Here is a 19,518-nt window from a genome sequence, read left to right as displayed (position 1 = left end):
GGGCCTTTACCCTTGAAACAACTACCCACAAATATTTTCAGCCGGGACTGCTATTGCCTGTGTTCGTCCTTCAGCAGATCATTGACGGTTTTAACCGGCGAAAATGTGCTTAACGGAACTTCCACAAAAAAGGTAATCCAGTCGGCCATTGATCCGTTCCAGAGTCCGGGCAGTTCCATTGCTTTCAATTTCCGCCCGTCTTTTGATTTCACAGAAATAAAACCGGTTTCGGGGTCAACGAAATCATGCAGGTTGAACCTTTCCCCTTTATGATTGCGTACGCCGCAGACAAGGTCCACCGGATTGAAATGTGTCGCTGATCCAAGTACTTCGGCCTGCAGGGGATCATCAAGATCAACCTGGCTTTTTTCAACAATCTGCGGAGCCGCTACTCCGTCAACGCCCTTTACCCAGAAGGGACCGCCGCCCGGCTCCCCTTCATTACGAACCATTCCGCACACCCGCACAGGACGGGCAAGCCTGGAATAAAAAATGTCAATTTTCTCTTCAATTGAAAGCAGTGCATAATCGTCGGGAAGGCGCATGTTAAGCCTGGTCACCGCGAATATCGCTACCGTGGCGATATCCAATTCGTCACAATCAGGCTTTTCAAGTATCTTGATGCATTCAAACACTTCCGACTGCAGTTGCACCAGCAATCCGCCAAGCAGTTTTTTGTATTCAACGGTATCACCCTTCACGCTGTCCGGTACGATATTATCAATGTTTTTCAGGTAAACGATGTCGCCGCACATATCATACAGATTGCCGAGAAGAGCGCCATGCCCTGCCGGACGAAACAGAATTTTGCTGTCCGCTGTACGGAACACATTGTTTTCCATATCGACCGCCACAGTATCTGTCTTGCCGGACTGAACCGAATACGAAATGTCCAGTTTATGACCGAAAAACTTTTCTCTGGCCTGCTCAATGTGCTCTTTTATTGCATCAGAATATGCCGGGCTGACGGTGAAATGAACTTTGATTCGTCCCTTGCCGCACCGGATATGCTCAACTGCCTCCGCAATATGCTCTTCGAAAGGAGTGCGGCATTCGCTCCCGTAACGGTGGAACGGAATAAGCCCCTTGGGCATTGATCCGTATCCAAGCCCCTTTTCAGTCAGCAAAGACTCAAGCACCGGAACGTAGTCTCCGGTGGCGCAGCACTCATCAATATCAAACCCGGCATCAGCCATGGAATCCTTCAGTTTTTCATAAAAAGGAAACACCGGCAGGCTATCCATGAAGTCACGACACATGGCCGCATCTTTTTCATCAAGATCAGCCTGGCTGTTTCCTGAATTCAGCATGGCCAACAGATGCTTGAACATGCGCGTGGCAGCACCGGACGCAGGTACAAACTTTGAAAAACGGCCTTCCTCGGCAGCATCTTCATATATGTCGAGAAGGAAATCCCGCTCGTCTGATTCTATGCGATAAATGCCGTCCCCGGGAGTGCAGGCCCGTTCCAGTCTGGTGGACGGAAACCCGGTCTCGAATCTTCGTATCTGTTCTGCCATGGCCCTGGCAGAAATACCGTTGTCCAGAATATCATTAAAACTTTTTTCCAGTTTGATCAGTTCATTTTCGGTAGTCATGTGCACCTCACCTTGCTGTTTTAACTATCTGATAACAAAGATAAAAATTCTTTTCTCACAGACGCCGAGAAACTCCAGAAGGCACTAATGGATACCTACCCATAACACAGTTTTTCGAGGCTGTTTAGTCTTCAAATAAATTAATTTGAAACTTTTCAGATTTTTCTTGAGATCTCAAAACATTAAAACAACCAACTGAAATATATGGAATTAAAATTACAACAAGGGCAACCTACTGAAAAGACGGTTACAATCCGAAAGCAAAACAGCAACAGACCGGTTGCGCTCATCAAACAGATCATTCGGCGCAAAAATAAATATTTATAAATAAAAATAGATTACTATATACAAAGTCGCAAAAAAAGAGACCGTTACAGAACTTGCCTCCTTGATCTGATCAAAACGAAGAACTGTTTTTCAGCCAAAAGAGAATAAAAGGGGGAGTATAATTTCTAAGGGAGAGGAGGGACACAAAGACGGCAATCAAGCGGGGCCGAATTAATCAGGAATCAGGAAAAGCTTCTCTGACCTCTACTATTTTAGAAAGGTTTGCGATGAATGCATCGACTACTTGCGGATCAAAATGTTTTCCGGATTCGGAGCTTATATACTCAACTGCAGCATCCATGGTCCATGGTTTCTTGTAAGGCCGCTCGGAGGTCAAGGCATCAAAGACATCGCTCACGGCAGCTATCCGTGCGACAAGGGGAATATTCTCGCCCCTTAGGCCTTCAGGATACCCTGACCCATCCCATTTTTCATGATGATACAGGGCAACCTGCGAAGCGGTCCAGATTATCTCGGAAGGATGATCACCCAGAATCTCCGCCCCTACAGCAACATGCGTTTTCATCTGTTCCCATTCTTCAGGGTCCAGAGGACCGCTCTTGAGCAGCACAGAGTCCGGAATGGCGATCTTGCCCACATCGTGCATCGGGCTGGCATTGAGGATCAGTTCACAGGTATGCTCATCAAGCCCCATGCCCCGAGCGATAATCTCGGAAACCTTGCTCATGCGTATTACATGGTTACCGGTTTCATTGTCCCGGAATTCCCCTGCCCTGCCAAGCCTGCGCACCACCTCAAGCTGAGTTTCATACAATTCTCTGGTTCTGGTCCTAACCTCGGCTTCCAGGGTTTCCGCCCTTAAAATCTGCCGTTTATAATAATATCTGGTTTCCAGCATATTGCGGATACGAAGAATAATTTCCCAGAAATTAAACGGCTTGGTCAGAAAATCCTTTGCTCCGGCCTGCAGAGCTTCCTGCCTCGTTTTCTGATCCGTCTGCGCGGTAAGAACCAGAATGGGGATGTAATCATCCTGTATCCGGTCGTGCAGCATTCTCATCAATTCAATACCGTTAATATGAGGCATGCGGATATCCAGAAGAAGCAGGTCAAAATCTTCGGCATCATATAAGGCAGGCACTTCGCGCGGATCAACTGTGGAGGTATAATTGGTGTACCCTTCACGCTCCAGCACATTTTCAAGCAGGACTATATTGGTAGGATTATCATCAACAATCAGAATATTGGATTTGCTGAGTTCCTTTTGGTCAACCATGTTTGCTTCCCCAAAAATTATCTATTATTTCCAAAAGGTTATCAGGATTAAAATTTTTAGTCAAACTCGGTACCCCGTCAGCAGGCCCGGTATCACCGTCGGAACGGAGAACCGCAAGGGGCAATGAGGACAGAACGTCTTTCCAATCATCTCCCCATCCTCCATAAAATCGGTCAGTTAAAATACAGATATCCGGCTTCATAAGCTGCACAGCCTTGAGTCCGCTTTCAATATTTCTGCGCACAACCAAAGTGCATGATCCAAAGCCGGTTGTAAGCTTGCGCATTTCCGCAATAGAGTCCTGATCATCATCAATGTAAACAATTGTCAGCCCGTCGTGTTCCTTCTCCACACCATATTGCCCCTCTTCCTCAGAAACTGACGAAACGGGAAGAGACAAAGAAAAGACCGACCCGGCACCTTCCCGGCTCTCAACCCGGATAGATCCGTTCATGGACTCAACCAGTTGTTTTGTTATGGCCAGCCCTACCCCTGTTCCCTCTATGGCAGAGGCTTCATCAATCAACCGGGTAAAGGGATCGAATATTTCATCCAACCGACTCTCAGGAATGCCTATTCCGGTATCCTCCACCTGTAACATGACAAAACCGGAGGACAGCTTTCCGCACACACGAACATCTCCGCCTGCTTTATTGTATTTAACAGCGTTGGACATGAGGTTTAAGACAACCTGCTTCAGACAGGTGCGGTCGGCTTCTACAGACGGAAGTCCGGCCAGTCCGCTGTCAATTGAAACAGAAACATCGCTCTGCACAGCGAACTGTTCCAGCAGAACCATGCATTCCGAAACTATTCCATGGATGGAAACCGGTTCGATACTTACAATCATGTTCCCGGATTCAATTTTGGAAAAATCCAGAACCTTTGTAATCATCTGCATGAGGTGCAGCCCGGCAACCTTGATATGCTCCACTTGAGCGTACTGGTGGCTGCTCAGAAATTTGTCTTTATCGTCGAGCAACAACTCGGAAAACCCGACAATGGCATTGAGCGGAGTCCGCAACTCATGACTCATACGCGACAGAAACTCGGACTTGGCCCGGCTGGCCTTGTCCGCTGCCGCAAGAGCGGTTTTAAGCTGTTCTTCAACATCTACGCGTTCGGTAATATCAACGAAATTTTCAAGCAGATAAAGTTCACCGCCGCGTTGAAGCGGCACAACACTCTTAAGAACGGATTTTCCGTTGGCCAGACGGCGCACAGCATGATCAACAGTATGCCCTAAATCTGTCACCGGACAACGCCCAAGCTCGGCAGGGCATATATACTTATGACAGACAGCCCCGATCGCCTCGCTCCTTTCAACCCCTATAAGCCTTGCCGCAGCTTCATTCATATCTACAATGGTATGGCTGGCGGCATGGATGACAACCACACCTGCCTGCACGCCCTGCAGGACAGCGTTGACATACATCTGCTCTTCTTGAAGCCTGTTCTCCATCTCCAGCCGGGGAGAAATATCCATAAAAGCCTCAAGAACCAAACGCTCTCCGGCAAAACTGATGTGAGTGGCATTTTTAAGAACAGTAATCTCCCGTCCCCGGCAGGTCTTAACCTTTATCTCGGCCACATGATTGGGACTGAGGTCCGCTTCAAAGGGACAGAGCTCCGATTCCGCGGAAAGACAGAAAAGATTGCTGCATTTCCTATGCAGGACGTCATCCGGTCCCTTTGCTTCAAAAAGACGCAGGGCCTCGGAGTTGGTACGAACGACTTCTTTATCGCTATTCACGATAACAACACCTACCGGAATGGAATCCAGTATGGTCTCAATTGTCTGCTTTGTTTCCTCAAGGTTTCTGGTCTTATGCTCCCGGTCATTAAGAATATTCCGCAACTGATGGAATATGCGGAAAAACAGCAGGCCGCCGATTAAAAGGGTAAACCCGAGAAGACCGAAACGGATCATGGAAAAACGCTGAAAGGCTTCCTGTCTGAGATGGGTTAGCTGCTTGATTTCCAGTTGAGTATCGTAAAAAATCTTGCTTGCCGACTCGCGAGCACGCAGGATAAGGGCCTCCACAGTCATCATTTTTATGCTTATGCGGTCCTCAAGTTCTCTGGCATCGGGACCGTTTCCGGCATCTATGAGTTCTCTTTTTCTGGAAGCAATCCACTCCACTTCATCTTTCAAATCAATAATCTTGGGAGTGAGGTCAATAACCTCCATCACGTATCCGTCTTCCGACCCTCGGCTGAAATTGATTTTCTCATCAACATGATCGACGTTATAAAAATTGGCCGGACGGGAATTGACGAATGTTCCGCCGTTATGAAGTATTTTCAGCACTTCAGAGATGCTTTTGATATAATCAAAGACTGCGTCCTGAATTATATCAACGGTACGCACATCTTCCGCTTCGCCGAGCTTGCGCAGGTCCAGTTCTATCATCAGCAGTCTGGAAAGAAGGGCTTTACCGAGTGAAGCTCGGGCCTGCTGATTCTCAATCCGCTCCTGAAAACCGGATACAGCCTTAAAATGAAGATTTTCAACGGCAAAAAAGACCACGAAAGACAACAGGAAAGTAAGACTGAGGTAGACTACTTTCCGTATTACCGTCTTTTCAAACAGGCTCGGCAATCTGCTATTTGACATCATAAAGGCCGTATTTGTTAAATATCTCACGCCCTTTCTCAAGAGTGGCGTATTTCATAAAAGCTTTTGCGATATCCGGGTGCTTTGAAAATCTCAGCAATCCCAACATCAATTTCTTCTTTTGCGCATATCGATCATCAATAGGCAGCACAGACACCGAATCTCTGTTTTCCGGCCATGTGGACGTGGCATACCAGTTGATGACCAGATCGGCCTCTTTATCCTTCAATACACGGATAAGGTCTTTTGAATCAGTTGTCAGTTGCTTGGCATTGCCTACGACCTGCTCAAACAAGCCTCTTTTCACCAGTATCTTCTTTGTCTCGCGCCCTATGCTGCCGCTATCCGGATCACCTATCACCACATAATAGCGGGGATCAGCCAGACTTTCCAACGCGGCAGGGATATTCTTGGGATTGCCTTCCCGTGTCATCATGGCAGCCTTGTTGAACCCGACATGGACAGCCTCGGTAACCAACCCTTCCTGGATGCATGTTTTTATATATGAATCAGAGCCCGGCAGATAAAGATCCCCAAGCTGGTTGGCCTTCAATGACTTGAGAAGATTTCCGGACCCGCCTTTGGTGATATGTATTTTGCAGTTGTATTCTTCCTCAATTATTTTAGCTATTTCAGTCATCGGTTTTATCATGGTGATACCGCAATAAATCAACAGTTCACGTTTATGCGCAGGTTCATTTCCCGCACACGAAACCAGCACCGTCAACAGCACAGCTGCCAAAACGGCTAAAATTGCAATATGTTCACGACAACCGGACAACCTCATTCTCCCTCCCGGGTTTCAACAGCCAAAAAACGGACCTCAACTGGAGGTGCAAATCATTAATAATAAATTTCGCATCCATCAGCAAGAAACACCACCGTGCATGAAGACACAATTCTTTAAATTTCATGAAAGACATCTTCTGTTGCCTTGGTAAACATAAAACATGAACAACATTTTGCGACAGCATTATTGACAAGATACCCAAGTCCGGAGATACTACCGAAAACGTTTGCGGTTTCGTTTGCAGAAACTGATTCATGAACCGGGACAGGAAACGCACTTATGACAAAAGAGCTTCAGGAACACCCTCACAAAAGATTCAATCCCCTTACCGGGGAATGGGTGCTGGTCTCTCCGCACAGGACAAAACGACCCTGGCAGGGCCGTCAGGAAAAGACGACCGGTCCGGAAAAACCGGAATACGATCCGGATTGTTACCTGTGCCCCGGCAATGTTCGCAATACCGGCGACACAAATCCTTCCTACGAAGATATTTTTGTATTCGACAACGATTTCCCCGCCCTGCTGGCCGACTCCATAAACGGTTTTTCCGATGAAGACGGATTGCTTCGCGCGGAACCTGAAAACGGAATATGCCGGGTGGTCTGTTTTTCTCCCCGCCACGACCTGACTCTTTCCCGTATGCAGCCCAAAAACGTCCGCAGGGTTGTCGATGCGTGGTGCGCACAGTTCCGGGAGTTGGGAGCGCGGGATGACATCGGCTATGTCCAGATTTTCGAAAACCGCGGGGATATAATGGGTTGCTCCAATCCCCACCCGCACGGGCAGATCTGGGCTACAGGTTCTGTTCCGGTAATTCCGGCAGCAGAAGATTCAAGACAGCGTGAGTTCATGGAAAACCGCGGCAAGTGTATGCTCTGCCGCTATCTGGAAAAGGAACTGGAATCCGGCGAGCGTATAATTTTCGAGAACGGATCATTTGCGGCACTGGTCCCCTTCTGGGCGGTCTGGCCGTTCGAGACCATGATTCTGCCCAAAACGCATATGGGAACGCTGACCGACATGGACGACCGGCAAAAGGACGACCTTGCCGAAGCTCTCGTACGCATGGGCATACGGTTCGACAATCTGTTTGAAACCTCATTCCCCTACTCCATGGGAATACACCAAAGCCCTGTTGACGGCAGAAACGGAGATCACTGGCACTGGCACATCCACTATTATCCTCCGTTGCTGCGCTCGGCCACTGTGCGCAAATTCATGGTCGGTTTCGAAATGCTGGGCATGCCGCAACGGGATATAACCGCTGAGCAGAGCGCAAAACGCCTGCGCGAAATGCCGGAAACTCATTTCATGGATGGGGAAAACTGATATGCTGCCGGTTGATATTCTGCGCGCACAGCTTGAACAGGGAGACTTCGACCGTGAGTTGTCTCTCATCCATTCCGGTTCAAGGCTCAAGAAATCCGGAAACCGTCTGGAGCGCCTGCTCAAACGCATGGCTGAGACCTTCAGTCCGCAAAAGGCCGGAATCGCCAGTGCTCCAGGCAGAACAGAAATGGGCGGAAATCATACCGACCACAATCATGGCAGGGTGCTTGCTGCCGCAATAAATCTGGACTGTCTGGCTGTTTTCTCGGAAGCCAATTCCTCAGACAAAGACACGGTGACCATCCTTTCCGAAAATTACGAAAGACCCATCATTGTAAATCTTTCGGACACTTCCCCGAGGGAGGAAGAAAAAGAAACCAGCGAGGCCATCGTCCGCGGTGTGGCCGACGGGTTCCGCCGGTCCGGGTTCAAAATTTCCGGATTCAATGCCTGTGTCTCCAGTACGATTCCGGCAGGAACGGGCCTCAGCTCCTCGGCCGCTTTCGAAGTCCTTGTCGGACGTATCTTCAATCATCTTTTCAACAACAGCAGTATCGGCCCTCTGGATATAGCCAGAATTGCCAAACGGGCTGAAAACATCCACTTCGGCAAGCCGTGCGGGTTCATGGATCAGATGGCCTGCTCCTTCGAAGGCATCCTGAGCATAGATTTCAAGAACCCGGATAACCCCGGCATAAAAAGGGTGACACCCGGATTCGGTCAGCATGACTGTACCAACGATTTTTACGGAACAGGCTACCGGCTGTGCGTTCTGAATACAGGGGGCAGCCATGCCGATCTGACCCCGGATTACGCGGCAATCCCCTCTGAGATGACTGCGGCGGCAAACAGCCTTGGGCATACTGAAGCCAGAGGGATCACCACAGCCGAAGTGTTGGACAACATAGACATCATTCGCAAGCAGGCCGGTGACAGGGCTCTGTTACGACTGTTCCATTTCATCGGCGAAGATGAGCGGGCAGTATTACAGGCCGAAGCCCTGCTGTCCGGAGATATGACCGGTTTCCTTCGGCTCGTTGAGGAGTCCGGCAATTCTTCCAGCCACCTGTTGCAGAACTGCTACAGCACTACGGACCCGTCAGCACAACCCATCCCGCTTGCCCTGCATCTGACCGGACTGCTGCTTGATTCCAAGGGAGTAGCCAGAATTCACGGCGGGGGATTTGCGGGAACCATACAGGCATATGTTCACGAATCCTGTTTTGATAAATATCGCAGGACCATGGAAAAAATTTTCGGGACTGGTTCCTTGATTGAACTGATGATTCGACAGCCGGGACATGAATTCCTGACTGCCGGACCGAAGGCAGGCAGATAAGGATGCCACAGATGACCCTGAAAGACCTGGCCAGAAAACTGGGCATATCGCCATCGACAGTTTCGCGGGCCCTGCACAATCATCCTGACATCAGCGACAGGACCAAGCGGCTGGTTATGGATGCTGCGGAAAATACGGTTATCAGCCGAACCCGATTGCCCAGAGCCTGAAAAAACAGCGCAGCAACACCATAGGCGTTATCGTTCCTGAAATCCGGCATCATTTTTTTGCCACCGTCATCAGCGGTATAGAAAACGTTGCCTACGATGCCGGATTCATCATCATAGTCTGCCAGTCCGACGAAACCCTGCAACGCGAAATAACGAATACCAGAGCGCTTGCCGCCAACAGGGTCGCCGGATTGATAATGGCCATTTCACTGGAAACCACGACCTTCGAACACATGAAGGCCGTCATGAAGCAGGGAATTCCATTAGTGCAGTTCGACAGGGTCGTCCCGGAACTGAATACCGGAAAGGTGATTATCGACGATTTCAGGGCGGCATACAAGATCACAAGCCACCTGATCGACTGCGGATACAAGCGCATAGGTTTTCTGGCCGGACGGGAAGGAATCGCACTCAACCAGTTGCGTTTCAACGGCTACATGCAGGCGCTCAAAAATTACGGCATTCCGTACTATCCGGAGCTGCATACGGGTACAGGCGGCTGCAGGGAGGAAGACGGCCGCATTGGAGCCGATATGTATCTGGCCATGGGGAATCCTCCTGACGCAATACTAGCCATCAACGATCCTGTCGCGGTCGGAGCGTTCTGCAGATTCCGTGAAGCCGGTCTGCGCATTCCGGATGATATTGCCCTGGCCGGATTCTCAGGTTCACCGGAATCGGCCCTGATAGATCCCCCACTTACAACCATCAACCAGCCGGCGTTCGAAATGGGACGCACAGCCGCGGCCCTGATATTGAAACAGCTGAACAGCATTGATGAAAATTTCATACCGGAAACAGTCACCCTGAAAACGGAGCTTCTGATGCGGGGCTCAAGCCTCAGGAGGGAACAGGATTGACCGTTTCTGCAGAAAAATGGGGCACGCTGCACGGGGAAGAAATCGATCTTTTCACCATGTGCAACAGAGCCGGGCTCACAGCCAGCATATCCACTTACGGCGCAACGCTGACCGGCCTGAAAATTCCTGCGACAAATGGGCAGACGGATGTGGTGCTGGGATATGAACGGCTGGAAAATTATGTTAACGACAAAACATACTCCGGTGCAACAGTGGGCAGAACTGCCAACCGGATATCCGGTGCATCTTTTGTTCTGGGAGAATACAGCTATCAGTTGGACTGCAATGAGGGGCAAAACAACCTGCACGGGGGTTACAACGGTTTCAGTTACAAGGTCTGGCAAGCCGAACAGCTCGAAAACGGCAATGAACCGGCGTTGCGCATGACCCTCATAAGCCCGGATGGGGAAGGCGGTTTTCCGGGCAATCTACTGGCGCAGATACTGTTCACGCTCATGGAAAACGGACTACGGATTGAATACAGCGCTGTAACGGACAAACCCTGCCCGGTCAGCATGACCTCCCACCCCTATTTCAACCTGAGGGGAGGCCGCGGTGACCTTGGGGGGTACGAATTAAAAATAAGGTCCTCCCGGACACTGAGCCTGGGCGGAAATCTCTTACCGGACGGCAAACTGGTCGATGTTCAGGGTACGGAGGCAGACTTCACTGATTTCGCTCCCATGGACGGAATGAATCAGGACGGTCCGGTCAGGCACGACAGATACTATCCGCTGGATGAGAACGGCTCCGGGATTCCGGCGACAACTGTGCGCTGCCCCGAAAGCGGGCTCGCCATGGAGGTCGAAACCTCCCAGCCGGGACTGCAGTTCTACTCCGGGGACTACATTGCTCAGGGAACCGAGGGCAAAAACGGATGCATCTACGGACCGAGGTCCGGCTTCTGTCTGGAACCGCACGGATATCCGGATGCGCCCAATAAAAAGCAATTTCCCTCCGTGATTCTGAATCCCGGAGAAACATACAGGCATTCAACAGAGTACAGGTTTCTGCGCATCTGAAGCGGAAACCAAAACGATCAAGGCGAGAATGACATGGCAAACGTAGAACTGAAAAACGTGGTCAAGCGGTATGGATCGGTCGAGGTTATCCACGGAGTTGATCTCTCGGTCAGGGACAATGAATTCATCGTTCTGGTCGGCCCTTCCGGTTGCGGAAAATCAACTCTGCTGCGCATGGTGGCCGGTCTTGAAGACTTGAGTGACGGCGACATCAGCATCGGAGAACGGGTGGTCAACACAGTCTCCCCGAAGGACCGCAACGTGGCAATGGTTTTCCAGAACTACGCTCTTTATCCGCACATGACGGTAAGCGAGAACATGGGTTTCTCCTTGAAAATGCACAAGAAGAGCAAGGATGAGATCGAGAAGAGGGTCCATGACGTTGCAAAAATTCTGGAACTCGAACCCTACCTGCACCGCAAGCCTTCGGAACTTTCCGGCGGGCAGAGACAGCGAGTTGCCATGGGCCGGGCAATGGTCCGCAACCCGGACGTATTCCTCTTTGACGAACCGCTCTCCAACCTTGACGCCCAGCTCAGAACCCAGATGCGCATGGAACTGCGCAAAATGCATCTGCAGCTGAAAACTACCACCATCTACGTAACCCACGACCAGATTGAAGCCATGACCCTGGCTGATCGCATAGTTATTCTCAAGGACGGTTACATCCAGCAGGTCGGGACCCCGGTTGAAGTTTTCGAAAAGCCGAACAACGTTTTTGTGGCCAGATTCATAGGCAACCCGCCCATGAATATTCTGGAAGGAAAATGCCGTCTCATTGACGGTAAAAGATTCGTGGTCATCGGCAGCACAAGATTTCCGATACAGGACGGCGTTGCCGCCGGACTTACGGACGGAGCACCGGTTCTTGCCGGAATCCGCCCGGACTCCATTAAGATGGGCCGCAATATAGAAAGACTGCCCAAGGACTGGTGGTGCAGCGGCGAAGTGGTGGTTTCGGAAATACTCGGAGCACACTCGCTGCTGGAAATAGTTATAGACGGCGAAAACGAACTTATCGCCGAGGTCGAAGGCCGGGTTGTGGCCCACCCCGGAGAAACGGTTCCCATCGGATTCGAATTTGACCGAATGGTGCTTTTCGATCCGGAAACGCAAGAAGCGCTTTACTAGGATTTTCAGGTGAAGCGTTGTTCCATAACGGTTCAAGGATAGGATGTTGATTGTTTCAAACAATAGGAGGAATTCATGAAAACATTGGCAAAGTTGTGTCTGGTGGTTGCCGCAGCTTTGCTGCTGGCTGTTCCGCAGGTCTCGCAGGCCAAGGAACTCAGCGGCGATCTCGAAATTTTTTCCTGGTGGGCAGGAGATGAAGGCCCTGCCCTACAGGCCCTGATCAAACAATACAAGGCCGCACACCCCAACGTCAAAATTATTGACGCCACCGTTACCGGCGGTTCCGGGGTCAATGCCAAGGCTGTGCTCAAGACCCGCATGCTCGGTAACGAACCTCCGGACAGCTTTCAGGTTCACGCCGGTCAGGAACTCATCGGAACATGGGTCAAGGCCGACCGCATGGAAGACCTTACCCCCCTGTTCAAAGAACAGGGCTGGATGGAAGTTTTCCCCGAAGGCTTGATCAAACTCATCGGAACAGACAAGGGTATCTGGTCCGTGCCAGTCAACGTACACCGCTCCAATGTAATGTGGTACATCCCCGCCAACCTCAAGAAATGGGGAGTTGAAGTTCCCAAGACCTGGGAAGACTTCCTCAAGATCGCTCCCAAGCTCCAGAAGGAAGGCATTGTTCCCCTGGCTCTGGCTCAGAACTGGACCGCCAACCATCTCTGGGAATCCGTTGCTCTCGCCTCCCTCGGCGCAGACAAATGGGATGCCCTGTGGGCAGGCAAGCTCAAGTTCGACAGCCCGGACGTGGTCAAAGCATGGGCACTTTTCGGCAAAATCCTCAAGTACACCAACTCTGACGCATCATCACTTTCCTGGCAGCAGGCAACCGATATGGTCATAGACGGCCGCGCCGCATTCAATATCATGGGCGACTGGGCCGCAGGCTACATGGTTACCACCAAGAAAATGGTCCCCGGTGAAGATTTCGGATGGTCCGCTTCTCCCGGCAGCACCGGTGAATTCATGTTCCTGGCCGACTCCTTCGGTCTGCCCAAGGGCGCGCCGAACCGTGACAACGCCATTGCATGGCTCGAAATCCTCGGTTCCAAAGCAGGCAGCGATGCATTCAACCCCCTCAAGGGTTCAATCTCCGCCCGCAAGGACTCCGACCTGAGCAAATACAATCCCTACCTGCAGTCCGCAGCCAAGGATTTCAGTCAGGACAGAGTCGTCGGTTCGCTGGCTCACGGCGTAGCTGCCAACGAAACCTTCATGGGCGGCTTTGCACAGGTCATGGAAATGTTCCTCAAGACCAAAAATGCCGGCGCTGCCGCCAAGGCATGCCAGCAGTTGGCTAACAAGGCCCAGATAGGCAAATAAAGAACCAAACCAAAAGACAGACCGAAACAGGCAACCCGGCCGATTTCGGTAGAAAGATGAAAACAGGCCGTGCCGCTCAGGCGGCGCGGCCCCTAAAAGGGGCGGCATATGCGGGAAGCATCAAGAGACAGGATGAAAGCGTTTTTAACCCTTCTGCCTTCCATCATCCTGATCGCGATTTTCGTCTACGGGTTCATAGGCAATACTATCTGGATTTCCATGACAGACTGGGGAGGCTCAGGATCACTGGCCCTGAATCCTCAAATGAACTTCGTGGGGCTGGACAATTACGTGGACCTGTTCACCGGTTTCCTGTCCAGCGGATTCAGACAGGATCTGGTCAACGCTGTTTATTATTCGATAATGCTGCTTGCGGGCGCCATAGGTCTGGGCATGTTCATCGCCATTCTGCTTGACCAGAAACCCAGAGGCGAAGACGTGCTGCGCACAATTTTCCTTTATCCCATGTCTCTGTCCTTCATAGTTTCCGGGACCATCTGGCGCTGGCTGCTGGCCCCGCAGGGCGGAGTGAACGTGCTGCCCACCTATTTCGGTTTTTCCGCACTGAATTTCCAGTGGACATCCTCCACGAAGGCCATACTGGAATTCAACTGGCAGAACCTGTTCCAGATTCTGCTCTATATCGCTTCCTTCATTCTCATACTGGCAGGGTTGTTCGTGCTGAAAAAATCTCCGAACAAGGCCCTTAAACGCTGGCTCGGCCCCGGAGTGGCCATCGGGCTGTTCGCATGGCTCGGCGGAAGCCTGCTGCCGGAAGCACTTTTCATGGAAGAAAACCACGGGTTCAACCTGGCCACGCTTGGAATCATAATCGCCACGGTCTGGCAGTATTCCGGCTACACCATGGCCCTCTATCTGGCCGGTTTCAACGGAATTTCACAGGACCTGCGCGATGCGGCCATGCTGGACGGAGCAAGCCACACCGACTACTACCGTCATGTCGCCATTCCCATGCTCAAGCCCATCACCATCAGCGCGGTGATAATTCTTTCGCACATTTCACTCAAAATGTTCGACATCATTTTCGCCATGACCGGACCGGACAACGCCCAGACCGGGCACCCGGCCCTGAACATGTACATGACCACCTTCCGCGCCAACGACTTCGCAAGGGGCGCGGCCATAGCCATAGTCCTTTTCGTGGTGGCAGCCATGTTCATCGTCCCGTATGTGATAAGCCAGTACAAACAAAGGAACCGAGGTTAGAAAAATGAGTACGGCAACAACAAAGAAGACCGGCATCACACCGGGCTCCATCCTGCTTTACGGCACACTCCTGCTGCTGGCCGTTTTCTTCCTCATGCCCGCATACATGGCACTGGTAACGGCACTGAAACCACCGGCAGACATCAGCCTGCCCACAGCCTGGGAACTGCCGGACAAGTTCAACTGGTCGAGTTTTTCCGATGCACTGGGCCTGCTCAAGCCGAACATAGTAAGCTCGGTAATACTGACCGTGTGCGCCACCGCCCTTTCCACGGTACTAGGCTCACTCAACGGCTATGTTTTCTCCAAATGGAAATTCAAGGGAAGCGAGCTGGTCTTCACCCTGTTCCTTTTCGGCATGTTCATCCCGTATCAGGTAATTCTCATCCCGTTGTTCCAGACCCTGCGGGCGATGAATCTTTACGGCGGACTGCCCGGACTTATTCTCGCGCACGTGGTTTACGGGCTGCCCATAACCTCGCTGATTTTCCGCAACTTCTACGCCCAGATTCCGACCGCCCTGATCGAGTCCGCACGGCTGGACGGAGCCGGATTCTTTTCCATCTATACGCGCATTGTCTTTCCCCTTTCCATTCCCGGATTCGTGGTGACCAGCCTTTGGCAGGTAACCCAGATATGGAACGAATTCCTCTGGGGCATCTGCCTGACCCGCCACGCGGACAACCCCATAACCGTGGGGCTGGCTCAGCTTGCAGGCGGACAGGCAGTCAGTTGGAACCTGCCCATGGCCGGCTCCATCATGGCGGCCGCACCGGTTCTGGCCATTTACATTTTCCTCGGCCGCTACTTCATACGCGGTCTCCTTGCCGGTTCGGTCAAGGAATAGTCCCTTAAGCTACAACGTCAAAAGCCCCGCTATGTGAACATAACGGGGCTTTTGATTGTTTGAATCTAAATTTGATGCGCTTTGCGCTTTTAATAATTTGATTTCGCCGCCGGCGGCCAAAGGCCCATTAACCATTAGGCGAAAAGCTCGCTTTGAGTCTTAGGGATATGGAGAGCAGAGATGTCCGCGACCCTTTGGAATCCCTGATAGTTTAAATTGCTGTATTGAGAGTTGTCACTTTAATCTAAAATTCTGCATAGCCAGGCCGAAAACCAGAAATCCCAAATACAGCTTCTTCAAAGCTTCTTCAAGTATGCGTCAATGCGCTGCTTTACATTACGCTCGATATTCCGGTACCAGAACGCGTAATCGAACTTGTGCAGCACACCCTTCGGGAAATGGCCTATTTCCAGTTTCTCCGGCGGAGTTGTAACCAGAGCCGAGGTCTTTTTATCTACCTTGGCGCCGGTATAGTGCGGAACTTCTTTTTTTACCGTGCCCTTGAAATCATCAAAAAAGACGGCTCCGATGTTGAGTTCCTTGCCCGCAGGAGTTTCATCCGTGGTCCAGTTCAAAGGATTTATGCAGATCGCCCCCGGTCTAAGAACAGGTGAACCGGTCGCTCCGGGAGCCTGAGTATTCCACGAAATGACTACGCCGGTATCATCGGCCTTTTGCGCAGCTTTTATCCAGGGATAATTCTTCAGATCGTCTTTCGTAACCGAGTATCCTATCACATAAGCTGCTACCAACTGTTTCTGCAGTTTAGGATCATGAAAACGGTTCTTCAGCAAATCAAGCATAACCACCGAACCCTGACTGTGAGAAGCCAGAATGAAAGGCCGCCCCTTGTTCAGAAAACTCATGTAGTAATCGAAAGCCCGGTGCACATCGTCCGCACCGATGCGGAAATAGGTATTGAGGGCCATGTCCTCGTTCGGATTCAGACAGGAAAAAGAAACCTGACGGTAGTACGGAGCAAAAAGGTTTGCACTGGAGGAATAAACCCCGGCCTGAGCCTTGAGCAGCCCCTGAACGTCGGCCCGCAACTCCTTATTGAAGATGTCCATATTTTTAGGGCAGGTGCCGGGATAAATGGTGGGATACACATAAAAAACATCCACCGCCTTGTCCGTAACCGTAGGTCTGGATGCCCAGCAGATATCTTTTGAATAATCCGGGCAGGCCGGAATCTCGCAGGGGTTATCTCCGGCAGCCCAGCTTTCGGCGGCCAAAAGCATGCAGAGCAAAACGCAATACCCGGCTTGTCGCAATATCTTCATATTTCCTCCGTTGTAATTCATATGTTGCGGACCATATTATTACCGGAATTAATATAGAAGATAAATGCTAATGTCCAAATTTTTTCAGCCTGATACAATGCGAACTTCCTGTATAGAATCATAAAGTTAAGTTCACAACAGCTATGGCATCCACTCGATGATTTCCTGCGCAGGAATTCGTTTCTTCCACTCCATGAAATCAATAAAATTGCGTACACCGTCACGAAGCACGGCCTGATATACTTCTATGCTCATGATCTTCTGCCCTTCCGGAATTTCATTTTTGATTCCTAAAATGGCAGATCTGGTTTCCGGAGTCAGGCTGGCGCGGATTGCATCCGCAACACGTTCGAAATATCCCGCGTAACGGGAATCAGCATGAATCTGCATCATGTCAATCTGCCAGGTATCGCCGTCAGGGGCATCATACCAGGCATGCCATTCCAGGCATTGATCTTCGGCGTCCAGAAGGTTGGTGTATTCAATGTGACGAACACGAGGGTTCTGCGCCAGACGAGACATGGCTTCGAATCCTGCTGCAATGGAAAACGGATCGGAATAGACATGCATATCGATATCCAGATGACGCATCAAAAGCCCCATACGCATGGAACCGACCAATTCTGCCCGGATGCCGCAATCACTCCAGATATTCAAAATCCCCGTCTCATCAAGAACATGCTGTGCGCGCTGCTGATTGTACGCCGCCAGTTCATCAATACTGCTCATATCCGTCTCCATTTATTTTAAACACGATCATGGAACACGGAAACAGATAAAGCCTTCCTGCAACATATTCAAGGACTGATTAAATCATCAGAATGGAAAATCTCCAATGTCATCAACAGGCTGTTCCAAAGGTTTCTCTTCCGGCTTTCTGGCAAGTTTATGCACGGGATTTCCATTTACATAAATAGCCTTGTACGGCCGCGTTGGGCAGGCATGCTCACACCCTCCACACCCCACGCAAAGAGTCGCGTCAACTTCAGGTATTACAAGCCTGCGGTCGACCCCTCCGACATACGGCACCATATGCACAGCCTTGGTCGGACAATGTTCGGAACAGGCTCCGCAATTGGTATTATCAGTATAGACAACACAGTTCTCACGGATAAATTCAGCCACACCGACTTGAGTACTGTGCTTCTTCTCTTTGTCCAACGGACGAATCGCTCCGCTGGGGCAGACCTCGGAACAGACTGTGCAATCAAAATTGCAATGACCGGAGAGAAATGACATCTGCGGCATCATGATCCCGTTCAAACCATAATCCAGAAATGACGGAACGAGCACCCGTGAGGGACAGGTTGAAACGCACAGATGGCAGGCGGTGCATTGGGAAAGGAATTGCTCTACCCCCATTGATCCGGGAGGAGAAATCGGACTGGTCCTTTTTTCCGGTATCACGGTAGGACGGCTTTGAATTATCCGTTTAACTTGTTGCGCTTCAGCCCTTGAAGCAACAAAACCGAGTCCCAGTGCGGTAAATACAGTCAGAAAATTCCTGCGCCCGGCAGGCGGGACTTCCCGTTCCGAATCCTTCGGAATAGCAAAGGATAACCGCATGGCCTGATCCGGACAGACGGAAAGGCAGTTGTAGCACCCGACACAGCGGGTTGGATCAACGGACTTTTTCCCAATATCAATACAGCCGGACTTGCAGATACGCTCACATGCTCCGCACTCCCGGCACGCGGAAGGAACTATCCGGACGCGGAAGAGCGAATATTTGGATATGAGTCCCAACAGAGTGCCAACCGGACAGATTGAATTGCAATACAGCCGCCCATGCCGCGCACTCAACCAGCCCGCCACCAGCAACATAAGAAAAGCCGTACCCAAAGAAACAATGGATACGGACGGCATCTGAACATGATACACTCCCGGATAGCCGAAAGCTTCAGCCAGATATGCTGTCGCATTATTGATGATGAGGACTACTGGCCGGGCAATGTCGGATAGAATTCTGCCGAAGTTACTGAACGGATCCAGAATATTGAGAGGCAATCCTATGCCGACGGCCGGAAAGATCACGGTCAAGGCAAGGATTCCATAGCGCAATACGTTGTGCGGTGCGGAATACCTGTAGCGCTTTTTAGCGGACCGAAAGCGCCTGATATGAGCAACCCGGCTGAAAGCATCCTGCAATGAACCGAGGGGACAGACAAAGGAACAGTATATACGCCCGAACAGCAGAGTTGCTCCCAGCACAAAAAGAAAACCGGCGGCACCAAGTGCAGCCTCACTTATAAATTTCAGAAATGATGGCACGAACTGCAGGTAAAGCACTTCTTCTGCAATTTTCCTTGCGCCGATCTCCCTGAAATCTAAAAACAGGAATGAAATCGAGACAAGGAACGCAACAGAAATGACCACCCGCGCAGTTTTCAGATACCGGTAAGACAT

The 19,518-nt window shown here is 50.8% G+C and carries 16 protein-coding genes; 9 read left to right on the top strand and 7 right to left on the bottom strand.

Features of this window, described 5'->3' with window-relative positions; translation table 11 throughout:
- Window positions 1-50 precede the first annotated feature (50 nt).
- The 4 genes from ACKU4E_RS02110 to ACKU4E_RS02095 form a co-directional block, all read right to left on the bottom strand.
- On the bottom strand, window positions 51-1,598 hold the full coding sequence (locus tag ACKU4E_RS02110; RefSeq protein WP_320169438.1) for a DUF4301 family protein: 1,548 nt from the start codon (window positions 1,596-1,598) through the stop codon (window positions 51-53).
- 502 nt (window positions 1,599-2,100) lie between these two features.
- A complete protein-coding gene (locus ACKU4E_RS02105) occupies window positions 2,101-3,162 on the bottom strand; it encodes an HD domain-containing phosphohydrolase (protein ID WP_320169437.1) in 1,062 nt (353 codons plus the stop codon).
- Window positions 3,155-5,779: a PAS domain-containing sensor histidine kinase gene (locus ACKU4E_RS02100; RefSeq protein ID WP_320169436.1), complete on the bottom strand. Its 2,625-nt coding sequence runs from the start codon at window positions 5,777-5,779 to the stop codon at window positions 3,155-3,157. Before ACKU4E_RS02100 ends, ACKU4E_RS02105 begins: the two co-directional genes overlap by 8 nt.
- Window positions 5,769-6,566 (bottom strand): substrate-binding domain-containing protein, encoded by a 798-nt coding sequence (locus ACKU4E_RS02095; protein ID WP_320169435.1) that lies wholly within the window; start codon window positions 6,564-6,566, stop codon window positions 5,769-5,771. Before ACKU4E_RS02095 ends, ACKU4E_RS02100 begins: the two co-directional genes overlap by 11 nt.
- Window positions 6,567-6,848: 282 nt before the next feature.
- Here ACKU4E_RS02095 and ACKU4E_RS02090 point away from each other — a divergent pair, with 282 nt between their 5' ends.
- The 9 genes from ACKU4E_RS02090 to ACKU4E_RS02050 all read left to right on the top strand — a co-directional run bounded on the left by ACKU4E_RS02090 (window position 6,849) and on the right by ACKU4E_RS02050 (window position 15,829).
- Window positions 6,849-7,898 (top strand): UDP-glucose--hexose-1-phosphate uridylyltransferase, encoded by a 1,050-nt coding sequence (locus ACKU4E_RS02090; protein ID WP_320169434.1) that lies wholly within the window; start codon window positions 6,849-6,851, stop codon window positions 7,896-7,898.
- Between the two features lies 1 nt (window position 7,899).
- Window positions 7,900-9,237 carry a galactokinase family protein gene (locus tag ACKU4E_RS02085; protein WP_320169433.1) on the top strand — a complete coding sequence of 446 codons (1,338 nt, stop codon included), beginning with the start codon at window positions 7,900-7,902 and terminating at the stop codon, window positions 9,235-9,237.
- Window positions 9,238-9,248: 11 nt separating this feature from the next.
- The gene (locus ACKU4E_RS02080; RefSeq protein WP_320169432.1) at window positions 9,249-9,407 is read left to right on the top strand and encodes a LacI family DNA-binding transcriptional regulator; all 159 of its coding nucleotides are present in this window, start codon (window positions 9,249-9,251) and stop codon (window positions 9,405-9,407) included.
- A complete protein-coding gene (locus tag ACKU4E_RS02075) occupies window positions 9,392-10,267 on the top strand; it encodes a LacI family DNA-binding transcriptional regulator (RefSeq protein WP_320172606.1) in 876 nt (291 codons plus the stop codon). The genes ACKU4E_RS02080 and ACKU4E_RS02075 overlap by 16 nt, the downstream gene beginning before the upstream one ends.
- Complete coding sequence (locus ACKU4E_RS02070; protein ID WP_320169431.1) at window positions 10,264-11,289, top strand: aldose epimerase family protein; 1,026 nt, start codon at window positions 10,264-10,266, stop codon at window positions 11,287-11,289. The genes ACKU4E_RS02075 and ACKU4E_RS02070 overlap by 4 nt, the downstream gene beginning before the upstream one ends.
- A gap of 33 nt (window positions 11,290-11,322) precedes the next feature.
- Complete coding sequence (locus ACKU4E_RS02065) at window positions 11,323-12,420, top strand: sn-glycerol-3-phosphate ABC transporter ATP-binding protein UgpC (protein ID WP_320169430.1); 1,098 nt, start codon at window positions 11,323-11,325, stop codon at window positions 12,418-12,420.
- A 75-nt stretch (window positions 12,421-12,495) separates the two neighbouring features.
- On the top strand, window positions 12,496-13,755 hold the full coding sequence (locus ACKU4E_RS02060; RefSeq protein ID WP_320169429.1) for an extracellular solute-binding protein: 1,260 nt from the start codon (window positions 12,496-12,498) through the stop codon (window positions 13,753-13,755).
- 132 nt (window positions 13,756-13,887) lie between these two features.
- Window positions 13,888-14,982: a sugar ABC transporter permease gene (locus tag ACKU4E_RS02055; RefSeq protein WP_320169428.1), complete on the top strand. Its 1,095-nt coding sequence runs from the start codon at window positions 13,888-13,890 to the stop codon at window positions 14,980-14,982.
- A gap of 4 nt (window positions 14,983-14,986) precedes the next feature.
- A complete protein-coding gene (locus tag ACKU4E_RS02050; protein ID WP_320169427.1) occupies window positions 14,987-15,829 on the top strand; it encodes a carbohydrate ABC transporter permease in 843 nt (280 codons plus the stop codon).
- 296 nt (window positions 15,830-16,125) lie between these two features.
- On the opposite strand, the gene ACKU4E_RS02045 is transcribed toward ACKU4E_RS02050, so the two are convergent.
- From ACKU4E_RS02045 to ACKU4E_RS02035, 3 genes are all read right to left on the bottom strand, one after another.
- Entirely contained in the window at window positions 16,126-17,112 is a 987-nt protein-coding gene (locus tag ACKU4E_RS02045) for a DUF3089 domain-containing protein (RefSeq protein WP_320169426.1), read from the bottom strand.
- 141 nt (window positions 17,113-17,253) lie between these two features.
- A complete protein-coding gene (locus ACKU4E_RS02040; protein ID WP_320169425.1) occupies window positions 17,254-17,841 on the bottom strand; it encodes a hypothetical protein in 588 nt (195 codons plus the stop codon).
- An 87-nt stretch (window positions 17,842-17,928) separates the two neighbouring features.
- A complete protein-coding gene (locus ACKU4E_RS02035) occupies window positions 17,929-19,518 on the bottom strand; it encodes a 4Fe-4S binding protein (protein ID WP_320169424.1) in 1,590 nt (529 codons plus the stop codon).

The organism is Maridesulfovibrio sp. (assembly GCF_963677005.1).
Classification (GTDB): domain Bacteria; phylum Desulfobacterota; class Desulfovibrionia; order Desulfovibrionales; family Desulfovibrionaceae; genus Maridesulfovibrio.
This window is presented reverse-complemented; position numbering and strand designations above follow the sequence as displayed.

Bases quoted from the DNA above. Each gene is read 5' to 3' on its own strand.
- ACKU4E_RS02110 (WP_320169438.1), bottom strand. From the start codon at position 1,598: ATGACTACCGAAAATGAACTGATCAAACTGGAAAAAAGTTTTAATGAT.
- ACKU4E_RS02105 (WP_320169437.1), bottom strand. From the start codon at position 3,162: ATGGTTGACCAAAAGGAACTCAGCAAATCCAATATTCTGATTGTTGAT.
- ACKU4E_RS02100 (WP_320169436.1), bottom strand. From the start codon at position 5,779: ATGTCAAATAGCAGATTGCCGAGCCTGTTTGAAAAGACGGTAATACGG.
- ACKU4E_RS02095 (WP_320169435.1), bottom strand. From the start codon at position 6,566: ATGAGGTTGTCCGGTTGTCGTGAACATATTGCAATTTTAGCCGTTTTG.
- ACKU4E_RS02090 (WP_320169434.1), top strand. From the start codon at position 6,849: ATGACAAAAGAGCTTCAGGAACACCCTCACAAAAGATTCAATCCCCTT.
- ACKU4E_RS02085 (WP_320169433.1), top strand. From the start codon at position 7,900: ATGCTGCCGGTTGATATTCTGCGCGCACAGCTTGAACAGGGAGACTTC.
- ACKU4E_RS02080 (WP_320169432.1), top strand. From the start codon at position 9,249: ATGACCCTGAAAGACCTGGCCAGAAAACTGGGCATATCGCCATCGACA.
- ACKU4E_RS02065 (WP_320169430.1), top strand. From the start codon at position 11,323: ATGGCAAACGTAGAACTGAAAAACGTGGTCAAGCGGTATGGATCGGTC.
- ACKU4E_RS02060 (WP_320169429.1), top strand. From the start codon at position 12,496: ATGAAAACATTGGCAAAGTTGTGTCTGGTGGTTGCCGCAGCTTTGCTG.
- ACKU4E_RS02055 (WP_320169428.1), top strand. From the start codon at position 13,888: ATGAAAGCGTTTTTAACCCTTCTGCCTTCCATCATCCTGATCGCGATT.
- ACKU4E_RS02050 (WP_320169427.1), top strand. From the start codon at position 14,987: ATGAGTACGGCAACAACAAAGAAGACCGGCATCACACCGGGCTCCATC.
- ACKU4E_RS02045 (WP_320169426.1), bottom strand. From the start codon at position 17,112: ATGAAGATATTGCGACAAGCCGGGTATTGCGTTTTGCTCTGCATGCTT.
- ACKU4E_RS02040 (WP_320169425.1), bottom strand. From the start codon at position 17,841: ATGAGCAGTATTGATGAACTGGCGGCGTACAATCAGCAGCGCGCACAG.
- ACKU4E_RS02035 (WP_320169424.1), bottom strand. From the start codon at position 19,518: ATGTCTTACCGGTATCTGAAAACTGCGCGGGTGGTCATTTCTGTTGCG.